Origin of the sequence: Bifidobacterium cuniculi, assembly GCF_000741575.1 — a bacterium.
Lineage (GTDB): Bacteria > Actinomycetota > Actinomycetes > Actinomycetales > Bifidobacteriaceae > Bifidobacterium > Bifidobacterium cuniculi.
On sequence record NZ_JGYV01000005.1, the window covers coordinates 62,650 to 79,227 of the forward strand.

13 protein-coding genes and 1 pseudogene are annotated in these 16,578 nt (G+C 62.7%); 3 read left to right on the forward strand and 11 right to left on the reverse strand.

Annotated elements, in window-relative coordinates:
* The first annotated feature begins 627 nt into the window (after positions 1-627).
* Both BCUN_RS12965 and BCUN_RS04375 read left to right on the forward strand, forming a co-directional pair.
* Positions 628-2,367 (forward strand): annotated as a pseudogene (locus BCUN_RS12965) (FTR1 family iron permease).
* Positions 2,368-2,413: 46 nt separating this feature from the next.
* Positions 2,414-3,004: an iron transporter gene (locus BCUN_RS04375; protein WP_051920741.1), complete on the forward strand. Its 591-nt coding sequence runs from the start codon at positions 2,414-2,416 to the stop codon at positions 3,002-3,004.
* On the opposite strand, the gene BCUN_RS04380 is transcribed toward BCUN_RS04375, so the two are convergent.
* The 6 genes from BCUN_RS04380 to BCUN_RS04405 all read right to left on the reverse strand — a co-directional run bounded on the left by BCUN_RS04380 (position 2,951) and on the right by BCUN_RS04405 (position 9,032).
* On the reverse strand, positions 2,951-5,608 hold the full coding sequence (locus BCUN_RS04380) for an AAA family ATPase (protein ID WP_152598082.1): 2,658 nt from the start codon (positions 5,606-5,608) through the stop codon (positions 2,951-2,953). The two genes, BCUN_RS04375 and BCUN_RS04380, sit on opposite strands and share 54 nt — an antisense overlap.
* 217 nt (positions 5,609-5,825) lie before the next feature.
* Positions 5,826-6,764 carry a DUF6892 domain-containing protein gene (locus tag BCUN_RS04385; protein WP_051920743.1) on the reverse strand — a complete coding sequence of 313 codons (939 nt, stop codon included), beginning with the start codon at positions 6,762-6,764 and terminating at the stop codon, positions 5,826-5,828.
* 4 nt (positions 6,765-6,768) lie between these two features.
* A complete protein-coding gene (locus BCUN_RS04390; RefSeq protein WP_033516027.1) occupies positions 6,769-7,149 on the reverse strand; it encodes a type II toxin-antitoxin system PemK/MazF family toxin in 381 nt (126 codons plus the stop codon).
* The gene (locus BCUN_RS04395) at positions 7,146-7,406 is read right to left on the reverse strand and encodes an AbrB/MazE/SpoVT family DNA-binding domain-containing protein (protein ID WP_051920745.1); all 261 of its coding nucleotides are present in this window, start codon (positions 7,404-7,406) and stop codon (positions 7,146-7,148) included. Before BCUN_RS04395 ends, BCUN_RS04390 begins: the two co-directional genes overlap by 4 nt.
* 99 nt (positions 7,407-7,505) lie before the next feature.
* On the reverse strand, positions 7,506-8,231 hold the full coding sequence (locus BCUN_RS04400; RefSeq protein WP_033516029.1) for an HAD family hydrolase: 726 nt from the start codon (positions 8,229-8,231) through the stop codon (positions 7,506-7,508).
* Positions 8,232-8,768: 537 nt separating this feature from the next.
* Entirely contained in the window at positions 8,769-9,032 is a 264-nt protein-coding gene (locus BCUN_RS04405; RefSeq protein ID WP_152598083.1) for a hypothetical protein, read from the reverse strand.
* Between the two features lie 206 nt (positions 9,033-9,238).
* Between BCUN_RS04405 and BCUN_RS04410 the strand changes: the two genes are divergently transcribed.
* Entirely contained in the window at positions 9,239-9,682 is a 444-nt protein-coding gene (locus BCUN_RS04410; RefSeq protein WP_051920747.1) for an RDD family protein, read from the forward strand.
* Between the two features lie 122 nt (positions 9,683-9,804).
* On the opposite strand, the gene BCUN_RS04415 is transcribed toward BCUN_RS04410, so the two are convergent.
* The 5 genes from BCUN_RS04415 to BCUN_RS04435 all read right to left on the reverse strand — a co-directional run bounded on the left by BCUN_RS04415 (position 9,805) and on the right by BCUN_RS04435 (position 16,552).
* Entirely contained in the window at positions 9,805-10,872 is a 1,068-nt protein-coding gene (locus tag BCUN_RS04415) for a LacI family DNA-binding transcriptional regulator (RefSeq protein WP_051920748.1), read from the reverse strand.
* Between the two features lie 160 nt (positions 10,873-11,032).
* Positions 11,033-11,914, reverse strand: a complete 882-nt coding sequence (locus BCUN_RS04420) for a carbohydrate ABC transporter permease (RefSeq protein WP_033516033.1) — start codon at positions 11,912-11,914, stop codon at positions 11,033-11,035.
* Positions 11,911-12,822: a carbohydrate ABC transporter permease gene (locus tag BCUN_RS04425; protein WP_238552320.1), complete on the reverse strand. Its 912-nt coding sequence runs from the start codon at positions 12,820-12,822 to the stop codon at positions 11,911-11,913. The genes BCUN_RS04420 and BCUN_RS04425 overlap by 4 nt, the downstream gene beginning before the upstream one ends.
* Positions 12,823-12,969: 147 nt before the next feature.
* Positions 12,970-14,322: an ABC transporter substrate-binding protein gene (locus BCUN_RS04430; RefSeq protein WP_033516035.1), complete on the reverse strand. Its 1,353-nt coding sequence runs from the start codon at positions 14,320-14,322 to the stop codon at positions 12,970-12,972.
* 109 nt (positions 14,323-14,431) lie between these two features.
* Complete coding sequence (locus tag BCUN_RS04435) at positions 14,432-16,552, reverse strand: glycoside hydrolase family 36 protein (protein ID WP_033516037.1); 2,121 nt, start codon at positions 16,550-16,552, stop codon at positions 14,432-14,434.
* Between the last annotated feature and the right edge of the window lie 26 nt (positions 16,553-16,578).

Sequence of the window (16,578 nt, forward strand, 5' to 3'; positions counted from 1 at the left end):
CTGCTGGATAGAGGGCCCGGAAACGTTGGAATGCCAAGGGGTATATCCGGACCATCCGCGCTTAACCTACCCCTCATAGGCCAAGCGCCCTGATGCGCCCATGGAAATCTCTCGTTTTTCCGTGATATTTCCAGGGCTTCCGCATTGAGGTCGTGTCTTCTGCCACGCGGGAGCCGATCGCCTTGGCGGTTTGCACATGAAAATCGGATAGCGGGAGAAGGGATTCACCCGGCTGTTCCCGTGATGGGGACGCCGCAGACGGTCCGTCGGCAACAATTTCTCCATGTTCCGCTTGTTTCCGTGATGAGGATGCCGCCGTCAATGGGGCGCACGCCTTCATGCGGAGGGCCGTATTCACCGTCGCCTCGGCGCGCCGCCGTCTCGCCATGTGAAACGCCCAGTCCCGCATCTCAATATACGGGAGTCCTGCATCGTTTACCCGTCATGGCCGAGATGAGGCCGCTCGATCCAAAACATCACCGGAATTCCAACGATTCCACGCTCCAGCGCCGCCACCTCGACATATCGCAAACCACTTCAAAAAACAAGACGGTTTTTCCAAATCTCCACAACATACGCTGGAAGCAACCAAGCACTCCCTCGCCCCGCCTACGAAAGAGCGCCAGCATGCCTGAACCGACATCATCCCGCCGCGCGATGCACCGCATCCTCGCCGCATGTCTCGGCATCCTCCTGGCATGCGCCACCATGGTGGCAATGGCATGGGCATCCGGAACGCCGCAGGCGCAGGCCGACGACACCCAAACCCAAACCGAACCAACCACCTCCGCCACCGACTTCGACTCCCGGACCGCCGTGGCGCAGTCCATCGAAGAGGAACTCGCGGCCGGCCGGGACGCCTACGCGCAAGGGGAGCGCGCCAAGGCCGCCTCCCACTTCAGCCGGGCCCTCAACACCGGCTACATCGCCTCCAACCTCGCCAAGCTCGTCAACGACACCCAAGGCGCCGACCAATGCCAGGACCAGCTCGCCCAGCTGCGCGAACTCACCCGCCTCGCCTACGCGGAAGGCAACGAAGCCAGAATCGCCGACACCATCGCCGCCCTCGGCACCGAACTGGCCGCGGCCGCCACCCAGGACACGGCCCAGCCCGACCCCCGCGACTACGCCGCCGCCCGCGCCACACAGACCTAGGCCGAGCGCGAACGGCTCGACGCCGCCAAGGTACGCGTCAACGAAGGCCGCGGCGACCGCACCTGGGCACAGGTCGCCGAGGAGATGACGCAGATCCTCGACCAGGCCGCCGACACCGCCCGCGAGGGCGACGGCGAGGCCGGCGCCGCGGGCGTCAACGACGCCTACTACCAGTACTACGAGAAACTCGGCTTCGAGAAGAACGTGATGAACGCCATCGGCGGCTCGCGCGTCTCCAAGGTCGAGGCGACCTTCAAGAACGCGCGCAAGGCGATGGTTGCCGGCGACACCGCCGCCGCGGACACCTACGTCAAGGACCTCGACGCCATGCTCGCCGAGGACGCCGCCGCGCTCGACGGCGGCGCCACCGGCTCCGCGAACGGCTTCACCAAGGCCGTGACGAGTGCCGCCGGCTAGGCGTTCCTCGTGCTGCTGCGCGAGGGCCTGGAGGCGCTGCTCGTCGTCGCCGGCGTCGTCGCCGCGCTGTTCACGGCACTCTTCGGCGGCTCCGGCCCACAGCAGGGGATCATGGAGGGCGTCTGCGCGCTCGTCGCGGCCGCCATGCTCGCCTGGTCGGGCAACTGGATGTTCTCGAAGCGGTCCGCGGACTCCTGGAACAGCTACATCCGCACGAAGACCGAAGCCGCGGTCGGCGCGGCGCGCACGACCGACGGCGTCTCGCTGCGGGCCGTCGGCTCGCTCGCCCTGCTGAGCTTCCTCGCGGTGTTCCGCGAAGGCGCGGAGACGGTGATCTTCTACGAGTCGATCCTCTCGATGACCGACGACGCGCGCGGCATGTGGATCGGCGGCCTGCTGGCCGCGGTCGTGCTCGCCGTCGTCTTCGCGGTGATCAGGCTGACGTCCGCGCGCCTGCCGATCGGCCCGTTCTTCACGGTGACCTCGGTGCTCATGACCGCGCTCGCGGTGATCTTCGTGGGCGGCGGCGTGCACGCGCTCATCGAGGGCGACCTGGTCGACGGCACCTACCTCGAGGGCTGGCCGACGAACGACTGGCTCGGCGTCTACCCCTACGTGCAGACGCTGGTGGCGCAGCCCCTCGCCGCCGTGCTGCTGATCGCGATGTTCGTGATCGCCGTCCGCGCACAGCGGCGCAAGGCGGCGGCCGCGCAGCCAGCGCCGGCGGATGACACGCCGGCACACGACGTGACCGTACCCACCCCGGCACCGGCCGCCGCGCCTGCCGCCGACTGACGGATTTTTCCCAACACAATTCCCCAAACCCAGAGGAGAACAAGAGATGAAGAAGAACAAGCTCACCGCACTGCTGGCGATGCTCACCGTAGGCGTGCTGGCCGTGTCGATGTCCGCATGTGGCAACTCCAGCGCGGATGCGACGTCGAACGCGCAGGACCAGACGGCCGGCGAGGTCGTGGAGACCGACGAGGAGACCGAGGACGCCAGCGCCGGCTTCGAGGAGATCCCGATCGGCACCGACCAGGAGGTCGGCCCGCTGAACGTGGCGGCCGTGTACTTCCAGCCGATCGACATGGAGCCGGCCGGCATGGGCCTGTCCGCCGCGGAGTCGAACCTGCACCTCGAGGCCGACATCCACGCGCTCAAGGACAACAAGCTGGGCTACGGCGAGGGTGACTTCATCCCCAAGCTGACCGTCGACTACGTGATCCAGGACAAGACGGATGTGCTGGATACACCCTTGGCGTTTCAACCTTTTCAGACACCTCTATCCAATAGGGTCCCGCTTAACCCACCCCTCATAAGCGCAGAGACCTACTCATCGGGTCAGCGCACCGATGATCCCGGCCTGCACGGGATGTCACGAACCGAGCTGCTCACCCAGGTGTCGGCTCAGGTAGTTCAGTGTCAGTGACTGGGCGAGGGAGGTGCCGTCGTCGGCCGGATGGGATGGGCCGTCATGGCGAATTTGCAGGGCGTCGTCATGACGGCCTGTCTCCACCGAGGGCTTGCTTGCCGCTGCGTCGGCGGCACGCCACTGGCGCACCAGGTCAAGCGGGCGACCGGCAGCCAAGATCCGGCCGCCGGCGGCACCGCCGTGCGGGCCCAGGTCCACCAGCCAGTCGGCGTTCGCCATGAGGTCGAGGTCGTGGGTGATCACCAGCAGCGTGGCGCCCTGCGACTGCAGGCGGCGGAAGACATGCAGCAGCGTCTGCACGTCGAGCGGATGCAATCCGACCGTCGGTTCGTCGAAGACGAACAGCGTCGAAGCCTGCCGACGGTCCATGTGCCCGGCGAGCTTGAGCCGCTGTGCTTCACCGCCCGAAAGCGTGGGCGTGTCCTCGCCGAGCGTCAGGTAGCCCAGGCCGACCTCGTCGAGCAGCTCAAGCTCATGTTCGATGTCCGGCTGGTCACCGAAGACGTCCAGCGCCTCGCGCACCGAGAGCGCCAGGACGTCCACGATCGATCGCCCGTTCCACCGGATCGCCTGGATTTCCGGCTTGTAGCGGTTGCTGTTGCAGGTGGGGCACACCTGTTCCATGTCCGGCAGGAACTGCAGGTCGAGCGTGATCCGGCCCAGCCCCTGGCAGGTGGGGCACTGGCCTTCCTTGTTGTTGTAGGAGAAGTGCGCGATGCCGAATCCCCGCTCCCGGCTCTCCGGCAGCGACGCGTAGAGTCGGCGCAGCCGGTCCATGATCCCCGAGTACGTGGCCACCGACGAGCGCGTGTTCTTGCCGACCGGCGTCGAATCCACGCTCACCACCTGCCGCACCGGCGACTCGAACGCGCCGACCCACGCCGGCAGCGCCTTCTTCGCCTTCCTCGCCTCGATCGACGGCACCAGCGAATCGAGCACGAGCGTCGTCTTGCCGGCGCCGGAGAAGCCCGTGACCACGCTCATGCGCTTGGCGGGAAAGCGCGCGGAGACGTCGTGCAGGTTGAAGCGGTCGGTGACGGTGATGTCGATCCACTTCGCCGACTTCGCCGCCGGGTCGAAGGTCGGCGCGTCCTGCAGGAGCGGCGCGCGGCCGGCGAGGAACGGGCCGATCTTCGACTGCGGGTCGTCGGCGAGGTCGGCGGGCGTGCCGGCGGCCACCACGGTGCCGCCGGCGTCGCCGGAGCCGGGACCGATCTCGATGACCCAGTCGGCCTGTGCGATGATGTCGACGTCGTGGTCGACGACGACCAGCGAGTTGCCCTGCGCGATGAGCTGGCGGAAGACGTGGATGAGTCCGCGGATGTTGTCCGGGTGGAGGCCGACCGACGGCTCGTCGAGCACGTACAGCACGCCGGTCGTCTCCGTGCGCAGCGTGCGCGACAGCTGGATGCGCTGCAGTTCGCCGGTGGACAGCGTGTTGCCGACGCGCGACAGCTGCAGGTAGTCGAGGCCCAGCTCCAGCAGCGGCTGCAGGTCGTCCTCCAGGTCGGCGAACAGGCGGTGGGCGAGTTCCTGCATGTTGTTCGGCAGCCAGTCGAGGACCTTGCGCTGCCAGTCGGGCAGGTCGCCCAGGGTGAGGTCGTCGGCGTCGGCGATCGTCATGCCGGCGACGGTCTGCTTGAGCAGGTCCGGGTCGAGGCGCGTGCCGTGGCAGGTCGGGCAGGTGGAGAAGTGGTAGAAGCGGTTCGCCTGCGCCAGGGAACGGTCGGATTTCGCGGTCTTGCCGAAGTTCAGGACCGCGTTGTGCGCGTTCTCGTAGAGCGTGTTGTCGGTGTGGAAGACGCGGCCGGTGGACGTGGGGAAGTCGACGGAAACCTGTGTCTCCTGGCCGTTGAGCACGATGTCACGTTCGCGGTCGGTCAGGTCCTTCCACGGCACGTCGGTGCGCACGCCCAGGACCCTGGCGACGGTCGGCATGAAGTTGCGGCCGGGCAGGTGCCAGCTTTGCACGACGCCGTCGTCCAGGGTCAGGTCCGGGTCGCCGATCAGCTTCGTCTCGTCAAGCGTGCGCACCTGGCCGGTGCCGGAGCAGGTGGGGCAGGCGCCGGCCGCGTTGAAGCTGAAATCCTCGGCGGAGTGCGCCATGAACTCCACGCCGCACTCCGGGCATGTCAGGATGCCCATGCCTGAGCCCGGGGTGTTGGGCAGGTCCATCACCTGCGCGATCTTCAGGGTCGGCTCCAGGCGGTGGCCGTTGGGGCAGACGACGGAGCCCAGGCGCGAGAAGATCAGGCGGATGACGTTGAAGATCTCCGTCATGGAGCCGACGGTGCTTCGCTCGGAGGGGACGCCGGGGCGTTGGCGCAAGGCCAGTGCCGAGGGGATGTGCCGCACGCTCTGCGCCTGCGTGGCCTTCGCCTGGCTGATGCGCCGGCGCGTGTAGGTGGAGAGCGCCTCCAGGTAGCGGCGCGAGCCTTCCGCGTAGAGGATGCCCATGGCCAGCGACGACTTGCCCGACCCGGACAGGCCGGAGATGGCGACGAAGCGGTGCAGGGGGATGTCGACGTCGATGTCCTTGAGGTTGTTGACGGCGCCGCCGCGGACTTCGATGGCGGTGGGGGTGGAGGGTTGGTTGGGCATGGGGTTTTTTCCCTGGTGGCCTGGGTGAGGGGTACTCCGTCCCATTGTATTGTCCTGGGCTTCTTCTGGGGCTGAAATGGAGCGGACGGCTGGGGTGGCCGTTGACACATTTTTCGGCGTGTGGAAATTGTGTAGGCCTTGGGACCGCACAATTTGGTGTTGTGCGGTCCCAAGACCTACACAATTTTCCCACGCCGAAAAATGTGTAGGCAGACGGTCAGTCGACCGTCACCCCGGCGGCCTGGAAGACGGCAGTCAGCTTGGCGGGGTCCCTGGCCATGAGGGTGGCGTGGGTGAGGTTGGGCAGCTGCGCGAGGTCGGCGGCGGTAACCTCGGCCAGGTCGAAGGTGCCGTCCTCGCCGTCCCACTGCGGGATGATGTTGAGGTAGATCTCGTCGCCGCCGTCCATGTCCAGCCGGTCGACCTGCGCGCCGAGCTCGGCAGGGATGGGCAGTCGCTTGAACCAGTTGAGCGCGGGGCGGACGACGGTGGTGCTGGCGGTGTCGATCGGCTTGCCGCCGTACCGGTCGGCGAAGTCGAAGAGGTCGAAGCGCGGCGTGAGCACCTCCAGCTCGTACATGAGGCGCTGCACGACGGCCAGCTTGAGGTTGAGGTCGGCGAACTCGAGCACCGGGCCGGCGGCTTTGCGGATCCTGTAGTCGGCGGGCGGGAAGGTTCGTTCGGGGCAGAAGGTGACGCTCAGCGGGTCATCGACGTGCGCGGCGGGGCCGTCGGCGCCGGTGCCGTCGGCGGTCCAGCGGATGACGTGGAGGTCGCCGATCTCGTCACGGTCGGTGATGAACCACAGCGGGTGGCCGTCGGTCTTGCGTACGTCGCCGGTGAAGGGGTGCGCGGGCAGCGTCGTCTCGCGCCACTGGGCGCGGACGACGGGGCCGCAGTAGATGGACACGCCGGTGATGCGGTGGGCGTCGTCGACGTAGCTGGCGCGCTTGCGCAGCCAGTCGAGGTTGTCGGCGGGTTCGCGGAACACCAGGCCGAGGTCGTCGTAAACGAGGTCGGTGGTGCCGCGGCCGTCGGGGATCTCGCGGGACGGCGCGCCGAGCTCGGCGGCCAGTTCGGCGCGGGAGAGCGGGAACTGCAGGGGAGTGCCGTCGATGACGATGGTGCGGTCGGTCAGTTCGATGAGGTGGGGCATGGTCCTAATCATACGTGGGCAGGACCATCATGTCCGGTTGGATGTAGCAGCTGATGAGCATTCCGGTGATGCGGTCCATGTCGTTGTCCTTGAGACGGCCGATCCTGACGGGATTGCGTTGTTCCATGTCCAAGGCACGAATCTGCTCGACTTGTGCGTAGCCGTCGATCCATCCGTCTGCGTCGTTGCGTCGTGTGGCCGTGATGGGCACGTGCAGTTCGAAGTCACCGCGCCCGTGCGAGATTGCGATGACGACGGTGAGGCTGCAGTGCCGGTTGAAATCGTCATTGCTGACGACGACGACCGGTCGCCGCTTGCGTTGTTCATGCCCCTTGGCCGGGTCGAGATCCACGAGCAGCACATCGCCATATCGCCAAGCGCTCATAGCTCTTCCTCGCCAACAGAAGGGCCACCCAGCTCTTCGACGGCCTTGTACTCTCCTTGGCGCTCGCGGAAGACGTCGGAGAGGCGGGGTACGTGGATGACGCGTGTCTTGTCGTGGAGTGGACGCAATACGATGGCGCCATCCTTGACGGTGGCCTCAAGACGGGAGCCGTCGGCCATGCCTACCTGTTCGCGCAACTCCTTGGGGAGCCGCACCCCTTGGGCATTTCCCCATTTGCTGAGAGTCAGGGTTGTCATGGAAATACCTTTCGCAGAGCAATGATGTATATACTAGTATATACATGGAATGGTCGCGGTCAAGCGCCATGGCGTGCTCACGCACGCGCGGAAAGCGGGTTAGGATTCCTCAACCGGGGGAATGTCGGCGCCCAAGGCGATGAGGGCGGCGCGCAGGGCGCGCGGGTCGCGGAACATGATGCCGCGCAGGCCCACGGCGTTGGCGCCCTGGATGTTGCCCGAGCGGTCGTCGACGAAGACGCTCGTGGCGCGGTCGATGCCGAACTGCCTGAGGGCGTGCTCGAAGATGTCCGCGTGGGGCTTGATGAGCCCGACGTAGCCGGAGACGACCATGCCGTCGAGCTGCTCGAAGAGGGTGACCTGGCGCTGTGCGAGCGGGAAGGTCTCCGGATCCCAGTTGCTCAGGCCCCACACGCCGATGTTCGCGCGGCGCAGGTCGTCCACCAGGACGCGGGCGCCCGGCACGAGGCCGTGCAGGGAATCCACGAAGTTCTCGTGGTAGTAGCGCATCATCGAGGCCCAGCGCTCGCCGTAGCGGTCCTTCACGAAAGCGTAGGCCTGCTCGGCGGGCTCGCCGGCGTCCAGCATGTTGCTTGCCTCGAAGTAGCCGGACGTGCCGGGCGTGAAGAACTCCCGGGTCAGTTCGGCGCCGTAGCGCGGCACCATCACCGACTCGGCATCCCACTGGATGAGCACGTTGCCGAAGTCGAAGATCACGTCGGTCAGCGGATTGTGCGCGGTGCCGGCGGCGTTGCCTCCGGCGACGACCGTGTCGGCGGGCATCTGCGGGTCTCCGGGCCAGTTGGCGGCGATGTTGTGGGTCATGTGGGGGTCCTTCGGGGTCGGGGTGTGTGCGTGCGTGGTTTGTGCGGTGCGTCGGGCGGGACGGATGCGCTCGGCGGGTTTCCGTGCCCATACTACCGAATGGCGGCCTAATGATGACAATGGTTGGAGCGTGGTGGCGGTTGGCGTGGCTGGAACATGCAACAGCAGGGTGAATGCTGGAGGTTCACAGATGGTTGGATGAGGTTCTTGCAAATCGACGATTAGGATTCATGCAAATCACCAAATAGGACTTGTGCAAATCGCCAAATAGGGCGGGCGCGGGCTCGAATGGGAAGGCATTGTGGTGCCCTTGAGCTTATGAGGTGTGGGTTAAGTGGAAACGGGCTGGATAGAGGACCCGAAAATGGCGGAATGCCAAGGGGCATACTTGGTCTATCCGTGTTAACCCACACCTCATAAGCAATACGAGGGTATCGGATGATCTGAAAAGCGTATCGGAGGGTATGACATGCGCAGGAAATGTGGTGGTATGCATCACTTACCGTCACATTCCCGATGGCGCAGCCTGCCGATGCGTTACCCACCCGCTGTGTCCGCCGCAGCGTGGTCGCCACCTGCCGATGGCCTCGCCGTCGGATACTCGAACGAACCGGTGCAGACGGCATCATCGTCCACCAGGTTGTGCTCGTATCTGATGATGTCGCCATCCCTCCAGGTGGCGACCGCCACGTTGCCGCTTGCCGTCGAATGGGACACCGGGTAGTGCGCCCTGAGCTGCGCCTCGATTTGCGCGGGTGAATCGGCTGGAACCTGTTGCTTGGATCCGGCTCGCACTGGCATATGCCGGTGCATGGCGCTTCGATTATCCAGAAATCATCCAGGCACATGCTCGGACCGTATGCGTCCTGACTGCGCATGACGGAGGGAAGCGTCCAGACAGTTGCCCCGTCTATACCGATTGCGCCGGGCTGACGGAAGCATGTACCTTGTAACCAAGGGATAGGGATCCACACAGAAGCCACTCGACGGAGAGCAGGTGAACGGTCATGAGCATGAGCAGCAGTGCCAGTCCCTGTGCCGCCGGACGGACATACGGTGTGTGGTGGCGTCGGGCCGTATCCTACATGCTGCGCATCATGCTTCCCACGTCGCTTCTTTCGCAGCTGGCCGGGACCATCCTGACCGGGCGTTCGTCGCCTGACGGTTGCATAGGAACCCTGATCTGGTGGGGGAGCTTCCTGGTCGTTGTTGCCGTGACCAATCTATCGGCCAGGGATGGGCGGACTTGGGCGCATGCCATCATGGGGTTGCAAGTATGTATGGCTGATGACGGTCGGCCTGCATCCGGCTGGAGGCTGATGGCCAGGGACGTGTTCCACCTCGCGGATTGGGCGGTCACGGCATTGGGGTTCCTGTTGCCCTTGGTGGAGCCGCACAAGCGGACCTTGGCTGATTTGATGGCGGGGACTGTCGTCTACCATGCCCAATGATTATGTGTCATGGTCTTTCCTAATGTGGGCGTATCGGTCTCATGGCTCAGGAAACCGAATCCCCCAATGGGGCAGACAATCCTCTTGGTTGATGAGGTCAACGAAGTCAATGGCTGCCGAGGTCATATGGCTTGGGCCGATTCGCGGACAATGAGCTGTCCGGTGATTCGTCGGTAGTCGGAAGCAGGGGGGATTTCTTTTTCCTGCGTGGCATGAAAAGATTCAGGGACTTTTCCGGCTGTTCCGTCGACATCCTGAGGCTCGATTTGTTGCCTCAGCAATTCAGCTGCAGCGCAGCCGGCTTCATAGAAGTTCTGCCGAATGGTGGTGAGGGAAGGATCCCATATCCTTCCCAGCGGGTTGTCATCAAACCCAACAACGGACACGTCTTGGGGAACAGCTCGCCCTGAATCCTTCAATCCGCGGATGACGCCCATGGCGATTTCATCGTTGCCGGCAAAGACAGCCGTGGTGCCAGAAGGCAGATTGCGCCCGATTTCGCGGGCTTGCTCTGGATCCCAAGGTGCGCTGATGGGAGTGGACATGGCGGCGCCGGCCTCTTCACAGGCCTGTCGCCATCCGGCCAGACGTGTGTCATTGGACGGTTCTCCGGGGATGGCAATGTGTACTACGTTTTTGTGTCCCAACGAGAGCAGATAACGAGTGGCTTCGTAACCGCCTTGCCGTTCCTCAAGGGAAACCTGGGCATACTCGGGTGTGCGCTCGCCAGCTATTACTGTCACAGGCAAGGAACCGTCGATCAGGGAGAGCGCCGTGTGTCCTATCTTGTCATAGTTGAGGATGATGATTCCGGCGGGACGTTGGGCAAGGCTGGCCTGGATGTCGTCTTGAATCTCTTTTCGCGTTGTCCCAGTGAGTACGCCGATGCTGATCGTGTATCCTGCTGCGCGGGCGGCTGCCTCGATGCCGGCGATGGTTTGTGCCTGCCCGTACAGCACCGTATTGGAGGAAAGAACAGCAATCGAATAAGTATGCTGGTTGACGAGTGCCTGGGCGATTGGGTTCGGAGAGTACCCCAACAGCTGGATGGCATCCCTGATTTTCTCTTCCTTGTCGGGCGCAACGTACGCTGACTTGTTCACGTACCGGGAAACGGTGGAAGGCGAGACCCCGGCCAAGGTTGCCACGTCCCTGATGGAGACGGCTTTCTGCTCTTTCCGCCCTGACATGCGGCATCTCCTCTCTGGGAATAGGAACCGCGAACTCCTGTCCCGATGGTTGGCGTGGGCATCCTTGGTAACAATACCTCTGGGATTCCGGCAGATGCTCCCAATATCCACGAGGGCCACCCCTCCGTTCATGTCTGTCAAGAACGGAGAGGCGGGGAAATCATTTCACGGCACCACCGGTGATGCCGCTGATGATCTTGCGTTGCGCAAGCGCAAAGACCAGCAGCAACGGAAGACTCATCAGGATGATGTAGGCGAAAATGAGGTGCCAGTTGTTCAGGTACAGTCCCGCCGAGGCGATGTTGTACAGATTGAGGGGAAGCAGGTCCATCTTACCGGAAAGGATGAAGAGCGAATAGAACACGTCGTTCCAGATGTAGAGCGTCACCAGGATGGTGGCCGTCGACAGCGTGGGCCCCAGCAGCGGCAGGATGATGATGAAGAAAGTGCGTGTAGGCCCTGCTCCGTCGATGCGCGCAGCTTCCTCGAGAGAGATCGGGATGGTACGGATGAAGCCCGTGACGAAGAAGATGACCGTCGACATGTAGATGCTGGTATATACGCCGATCATGCCCACTGCAGTGCCGGAAAGCCCCATGAACTTCAGGAGCATCATCACCGTCACGATGGACGGAGGCAGGATGAGTCCTGAGATTCCCAAGGCATAGGTGACGGTCATGGGTTTGGTCCGACGCCGTGCTACGATCCAGGAGGCCATGGATCCGAAGAGCAGTACCAGAAACACCGAGGGTATGGTGGCCAGCAGCGAGCCGAGGAGAGCCTGCCACATTTTCCCGTCCACCATGACGGTGCGGAAATTCTCCAGGAGCTGCCACCGTGAGGGCAATGCCATGTTGGGTGCCACCGACTCGGCTTGGCTTTTGCCGGCAGTGACGATGAGAACCCAGAAGGGAACCCCCAAAAGGGCAAGCATGACGAGGATTACCAGTATGTTGTGGATGACTTGGCACATCCGGCTCGGCTTGTTGATGTCGATGGAGTCGTTCGTTGTCGCGGTGACTCCGTAACTTACGGCACTCATAGGATCTTGTGCTCCCTTCTGCGCAGGTAGGCAATGAGTGGAATGGCGATGATCATGACCATGAGGAAAAGGACGAGGCTCATCGTGGTCGACTGCGAGTAGAGGCCTTGCCCGAACGTGCGCCAGATGAAAAGGTTGACGATTTCGGTCGAGCCTCCGGGTCCTCCGTTGGTCGTGGCCTGGACGATGTCGAACCCGTTCATGGATCCGAGGAGCGATGTGGCCACGTTGAAGGTGAATGCCGGTGCCAGAAGCGGGAACTTGACCCTCCAGAACAACTGCCAGCGGTTTGCGCCATCCAGGGCAGCCGCTTCGAGGAGGTCGGCATCTATTGTCTTCAGGCCGGCCAGGAACACGAGCATCGACAGGCCCATCCACTTCCATCCATGAATGGCGGCGACCAGAACGATGGTCCAGGTGGTGGAGCCGAGCCATGGTATGGCAATCTCCTGGTTGGCAATGGCGGAAAGGATCTGGTTGAGAGCTCCGTTCGTCTTCAGGACGGCCTGCCAGATGTATCCGACGGCCAAGGCGCTCATGAGGACCGGGAGGAAGAACATCGTGCGGGCGAAACGGTTCAATGCCGTGTCCTTTTCGAGGAATACGGCCAGAATCAGGCCGAACGTGTTCTGGAAGATGCCGACGAGCACGGCATAGACGATGGTGATCCGCAAGTCGCGAAGCAGCGTGCCGGACCGGAAGAGCTGGATGAAGTTGTTGAATCCATTGAAGCTGATTGTCTTGGAGAATGCGGACCAGTTGGTGAATGCGTAGAACAGGTTGAGGACCGTCGGCGCAAAGAAGAACACCACGAGAATGGCGTATGCCGGTATGAGGAAGCGGGCGGGATAGTTCTGCTTGTTGATTTGAAGCAGGGCACTGTGGCTGGCCTCTCGTGGCTGTGCCACCCGGGAAGAGGAACGAAGCACGGTAAATCCTTAGGTAGAGGTGGTAAGGGACCAGGCGCCGGAGGGGTGACGAGGGATTGTTCATGTGTTGCGGCGCCTGGCCATTGGTGGGGAAGTGCTGGCGGAGCGATTGCGAGGAGCCGTACCTCAGAAACCTTCGGCTCCTTGTGCCTTGGCGATCTGGGCGAACTGGTCCTGGGTTGCCTCGGCGGCTGAATCGACTGTCTTCGTCTTGTTGATCATGTCCGACAGGTTGATGTACAGGTCGGGGTTGGCGATGGCGGCGGATTGCATGGAACCGGCCACACCTTCGATGGCAGCAGCAGAATCCCGCAGGGCCTGGGGAACCGTCGACGGGGAATCGACGTCCTTGATCACGGAGATGATTTTCTGGTCCTCGACGAAGTTGGCGTAATCCTCGGTCATCCAGAAGTTGATGAACTGGCGAGCCGCAGCCTCACGCTTTTCGTCGCCGGTCCTGAAGGCCACGACGGCATTGTTCTGCTCGGGGATGACGGTGCCGATATTGCCTTCGCTGGAGAGCGGGAAGAACCCGATTTTCTCGTCGAGGTCGGCGGTATCGTTATTGGCCAAGGCGGCAATCTCGTTGAACAGGGAGTTGACGCAGATCACCATGCCGGTCTTGCCGGTGTACAAGGCCTCGGCCTCGTCGGTGTCCTTGGCGGAGCCGGCGTCCTTGTTGTAGAGTCCCTGGCTGAACAATTCGTCGTAGTTGGCAATGGCGTTCTTGATGGTCGGGTCCGTGAACTTTTCCTTGCCGGTATTCACGCGGTCCCAGAGACCGTCCTTGGAGGCTTCTGCCAGCTGGATCTGTACGGCGTATTGCGTACCCCACTGGGAACCGCCCATCTCGAAGAGCGGTGAGTCCATGCCGGATACGTGGGCGTCGGCGATTTTCTTCGCCGTGGCGACGAATGCATCCCAGCCTTTCGGCGTCTCGGTGATGCCGGCCTTTTCGAACACCTGCTTGTTGTAGTAGACGCCCATGACCGGTGGTGTGGAGACGAGGGCGGCATACCGGGTGCCGTCCACGATGCCTCCTGCGTCGGCGATACCCTCGGTATAGTTGCTGACCCAAGGGGCGTTGTCGAGCTTCTGGAGTTTGTCCTGGGCGATGAACCCCTGGAGCATGGATTTCGTCGGCTGCCAGAACGCAAGGTCAGGGGTATCTCCTGTGGTGATCTTCGTCTGGACGTTCTGCTCGTATGGGTCGGGAGTGGTGACGACGTCCACCTTGGCGCCGGTCGCCTGCTCGAAGTCGGAGATGACCTTGAGGGGGATCTTGTTGGAATTCTGGGCTGCCCAGAGTGTCAGCTTCACCCCGTCGAGTTTCGTGGTGGCAGCAGGCCAGTACCCTGCAGCTGTCGTGTCGGTGGTGTCTTCGCTAGCCGTGGGGTTGGAGCAGGCTGCGAGGGTGATTCCGATGGAGAGAGCTGTTGCCGTTGCCGTGACCCTGCGCATGATTTGGGAAAACTTCATTGTTTTCTTCCTTTCCTGATGATGTTTGAGTGGGTGGTTCCGACAGGATTCGGATGAGAATTGGGAAGACTCCTTTCTTTGGCTGGGTTCATGCGAGGGGGTGTTGTTCTTAGTCGGGCATCGTGAGTTGGAAGATTCGTGCGCCTTCGTTACATGCAGGGATGTCGACCGTGAGCAGGCCTTGGGTCGGTTCCCACTGTGCATGCCATGGCCCGAAGCCCGATTGTGTCGGGAAAAGGGTCGTGACATCTGCCTTGACTCCTTGCAGATGGGGGATGGGAAGTCGTACCCGTTCGCCTTGGTCAAGTCGGCGTGCCCACAACGCCACGATGGCAGTGTCGGAGTCTTTCATGCCAAGGGCCATGAGGTGGTCCGTCCACTGTGGCAAGCCCAATGGCCAGAAGGGGAAGGCCTTCGAAAGACGTGGCCGGATTGCTTGCGTGTAGGTGCGTACCGCTTCGGCGCACAATGCCCGCTGGGCCGTATCCATACGGTTCAGGTACCCCGAGAGGAAGAAACGTCCCAGCATCGTCGTGACGAGTGTGAACGCGCTGGTTTCCTTGTCCATGCTTGCTTGCGGGTATGCCCAGTTGGCGGCCTGTTCCGGCAGGATGGCCAACGGTGCGGCGGCGGCGATTGCCGGATACAGGCGGCAGTCCTGTTGGTCGGAGGTGGATTGTACCTGGAACCTGCTGGTCTGGGCAAAGTCCTCCCGCATTCCTCCCGATGAGCAATTCTCCAGGATCAGGTCCGGGTAGCGCCGATGAAGGTCATCGATCCAGTGGTTGTATGCGCGCAGATGCCGAAGCATTCCTGCCCCGGGTGAGATACCGCCGATGTCGGTGCCGGCACCGGGAGAGACGTTGCAATCGAACTTGAAATAGCCAATGGAGCAATCGCGGATTAGGTGGTCGATCACGCTGTCCAGATGGGAAACGGCAGCCGGGTGGGAAAAATCAAGGATGTAGCGTTCCTGTTCCACGATCCGGTGTCCACGGCGGCAGAAGAATGCCTCGTCGGGGAGCTGCTCGGCAACGGGGGAATTGACGCCGATGACTTCAGGCTCGAGCCACAGGCCAGGAATCATCCCCTTTGCGCAAATTGTGTCGGTCACCTCCTCCAATCCGTTGGGGAACCGCGTCACGCTCGGCTTCCATTCGCCGACCGTGGGCCACCAGTCTCCGGAATCGTCATACCAGCCGCAGTCAATGCAAAAGACTTCGCATCCGACCTGTGCCGCCGCGTCGACGAGAGGCAGGAGTTTCTGCGTTGTCGGGTCGCCGTTGATCGTGTTCATGTAGTCGTTGAAGATCACGTGCGGATGGCGAATCTCGTCACCGGCCGTGTTCATTGTGCGACGGTACGCCGTCACCTGCTCGGCCAGCGTTTGCATCGTGTCCGCCACGCTCACCGATGCCGGGACAGAGCGGAACGTTTCGTTGGGTTGCAGCTCATGGCTCCATGCGTGGTCGTCGAATGTGGGGCCTGAAGTTGCCATGTACGCATCACGCGTGCAATCCCCGGTTTCCCATCGCCATGCGCCGTTATGCTCGATCTGCATGAACCAGGCAGCACCAAGGTACTTGGAGATGAACAGGGTCATCGGCAGATAGTTGCCCGTTGACCATGTGCCGGTTGACACGACGGCATGCTTGCTGCGCGGATCATGGCCTGTCAGCCCCTGTGAAATGACGGGGAACAATTCCCGGAGGTTCTTGGTGCCCCATCGTCCTTCGCTGAGCCATTCCTGACGGCATTGGGCAATGTTCCAAGCTCCCGGGTCTGGGCTCATGCCGTCCGGCGACCCCAGTAGCGTGGCCCAACTCGTCACCGACTCCAGGGAAAGTACCTCTGTTCCCGTATTCCTGATTTCGACAGTGGAGCGGAACATGACGCAGCCATCGGGCAATTCGAGCTGGAGGGTGGCCTGTACACCGTCCTGGATGCTTTCCTGCATAACGTTCAGGAAGCGGGAACCGTTTTCTTGCCATTGGCGGGAGCTGATAACCCTCATAGAGGCGCCCAAGGTGGTGTGGATGAGCCTGTCGCTGGCCTCCCAGTGTCCATGCCTGGCAGTCATGATCTCGACGATGGGGATGTTGCGGGTGAAGTGCAAGGAAACGGCTGCACTGCGAATATGGGTCAAGTGGACGGGCGTGGCGTCATCCCACCCAAGCGTGAGGGCGAGGAGGTCGTTGCCCCATTGAAGATGCGTCAGCTTCTGCTCCATCGCAGATCCTTCTCTAATGGCCGTTT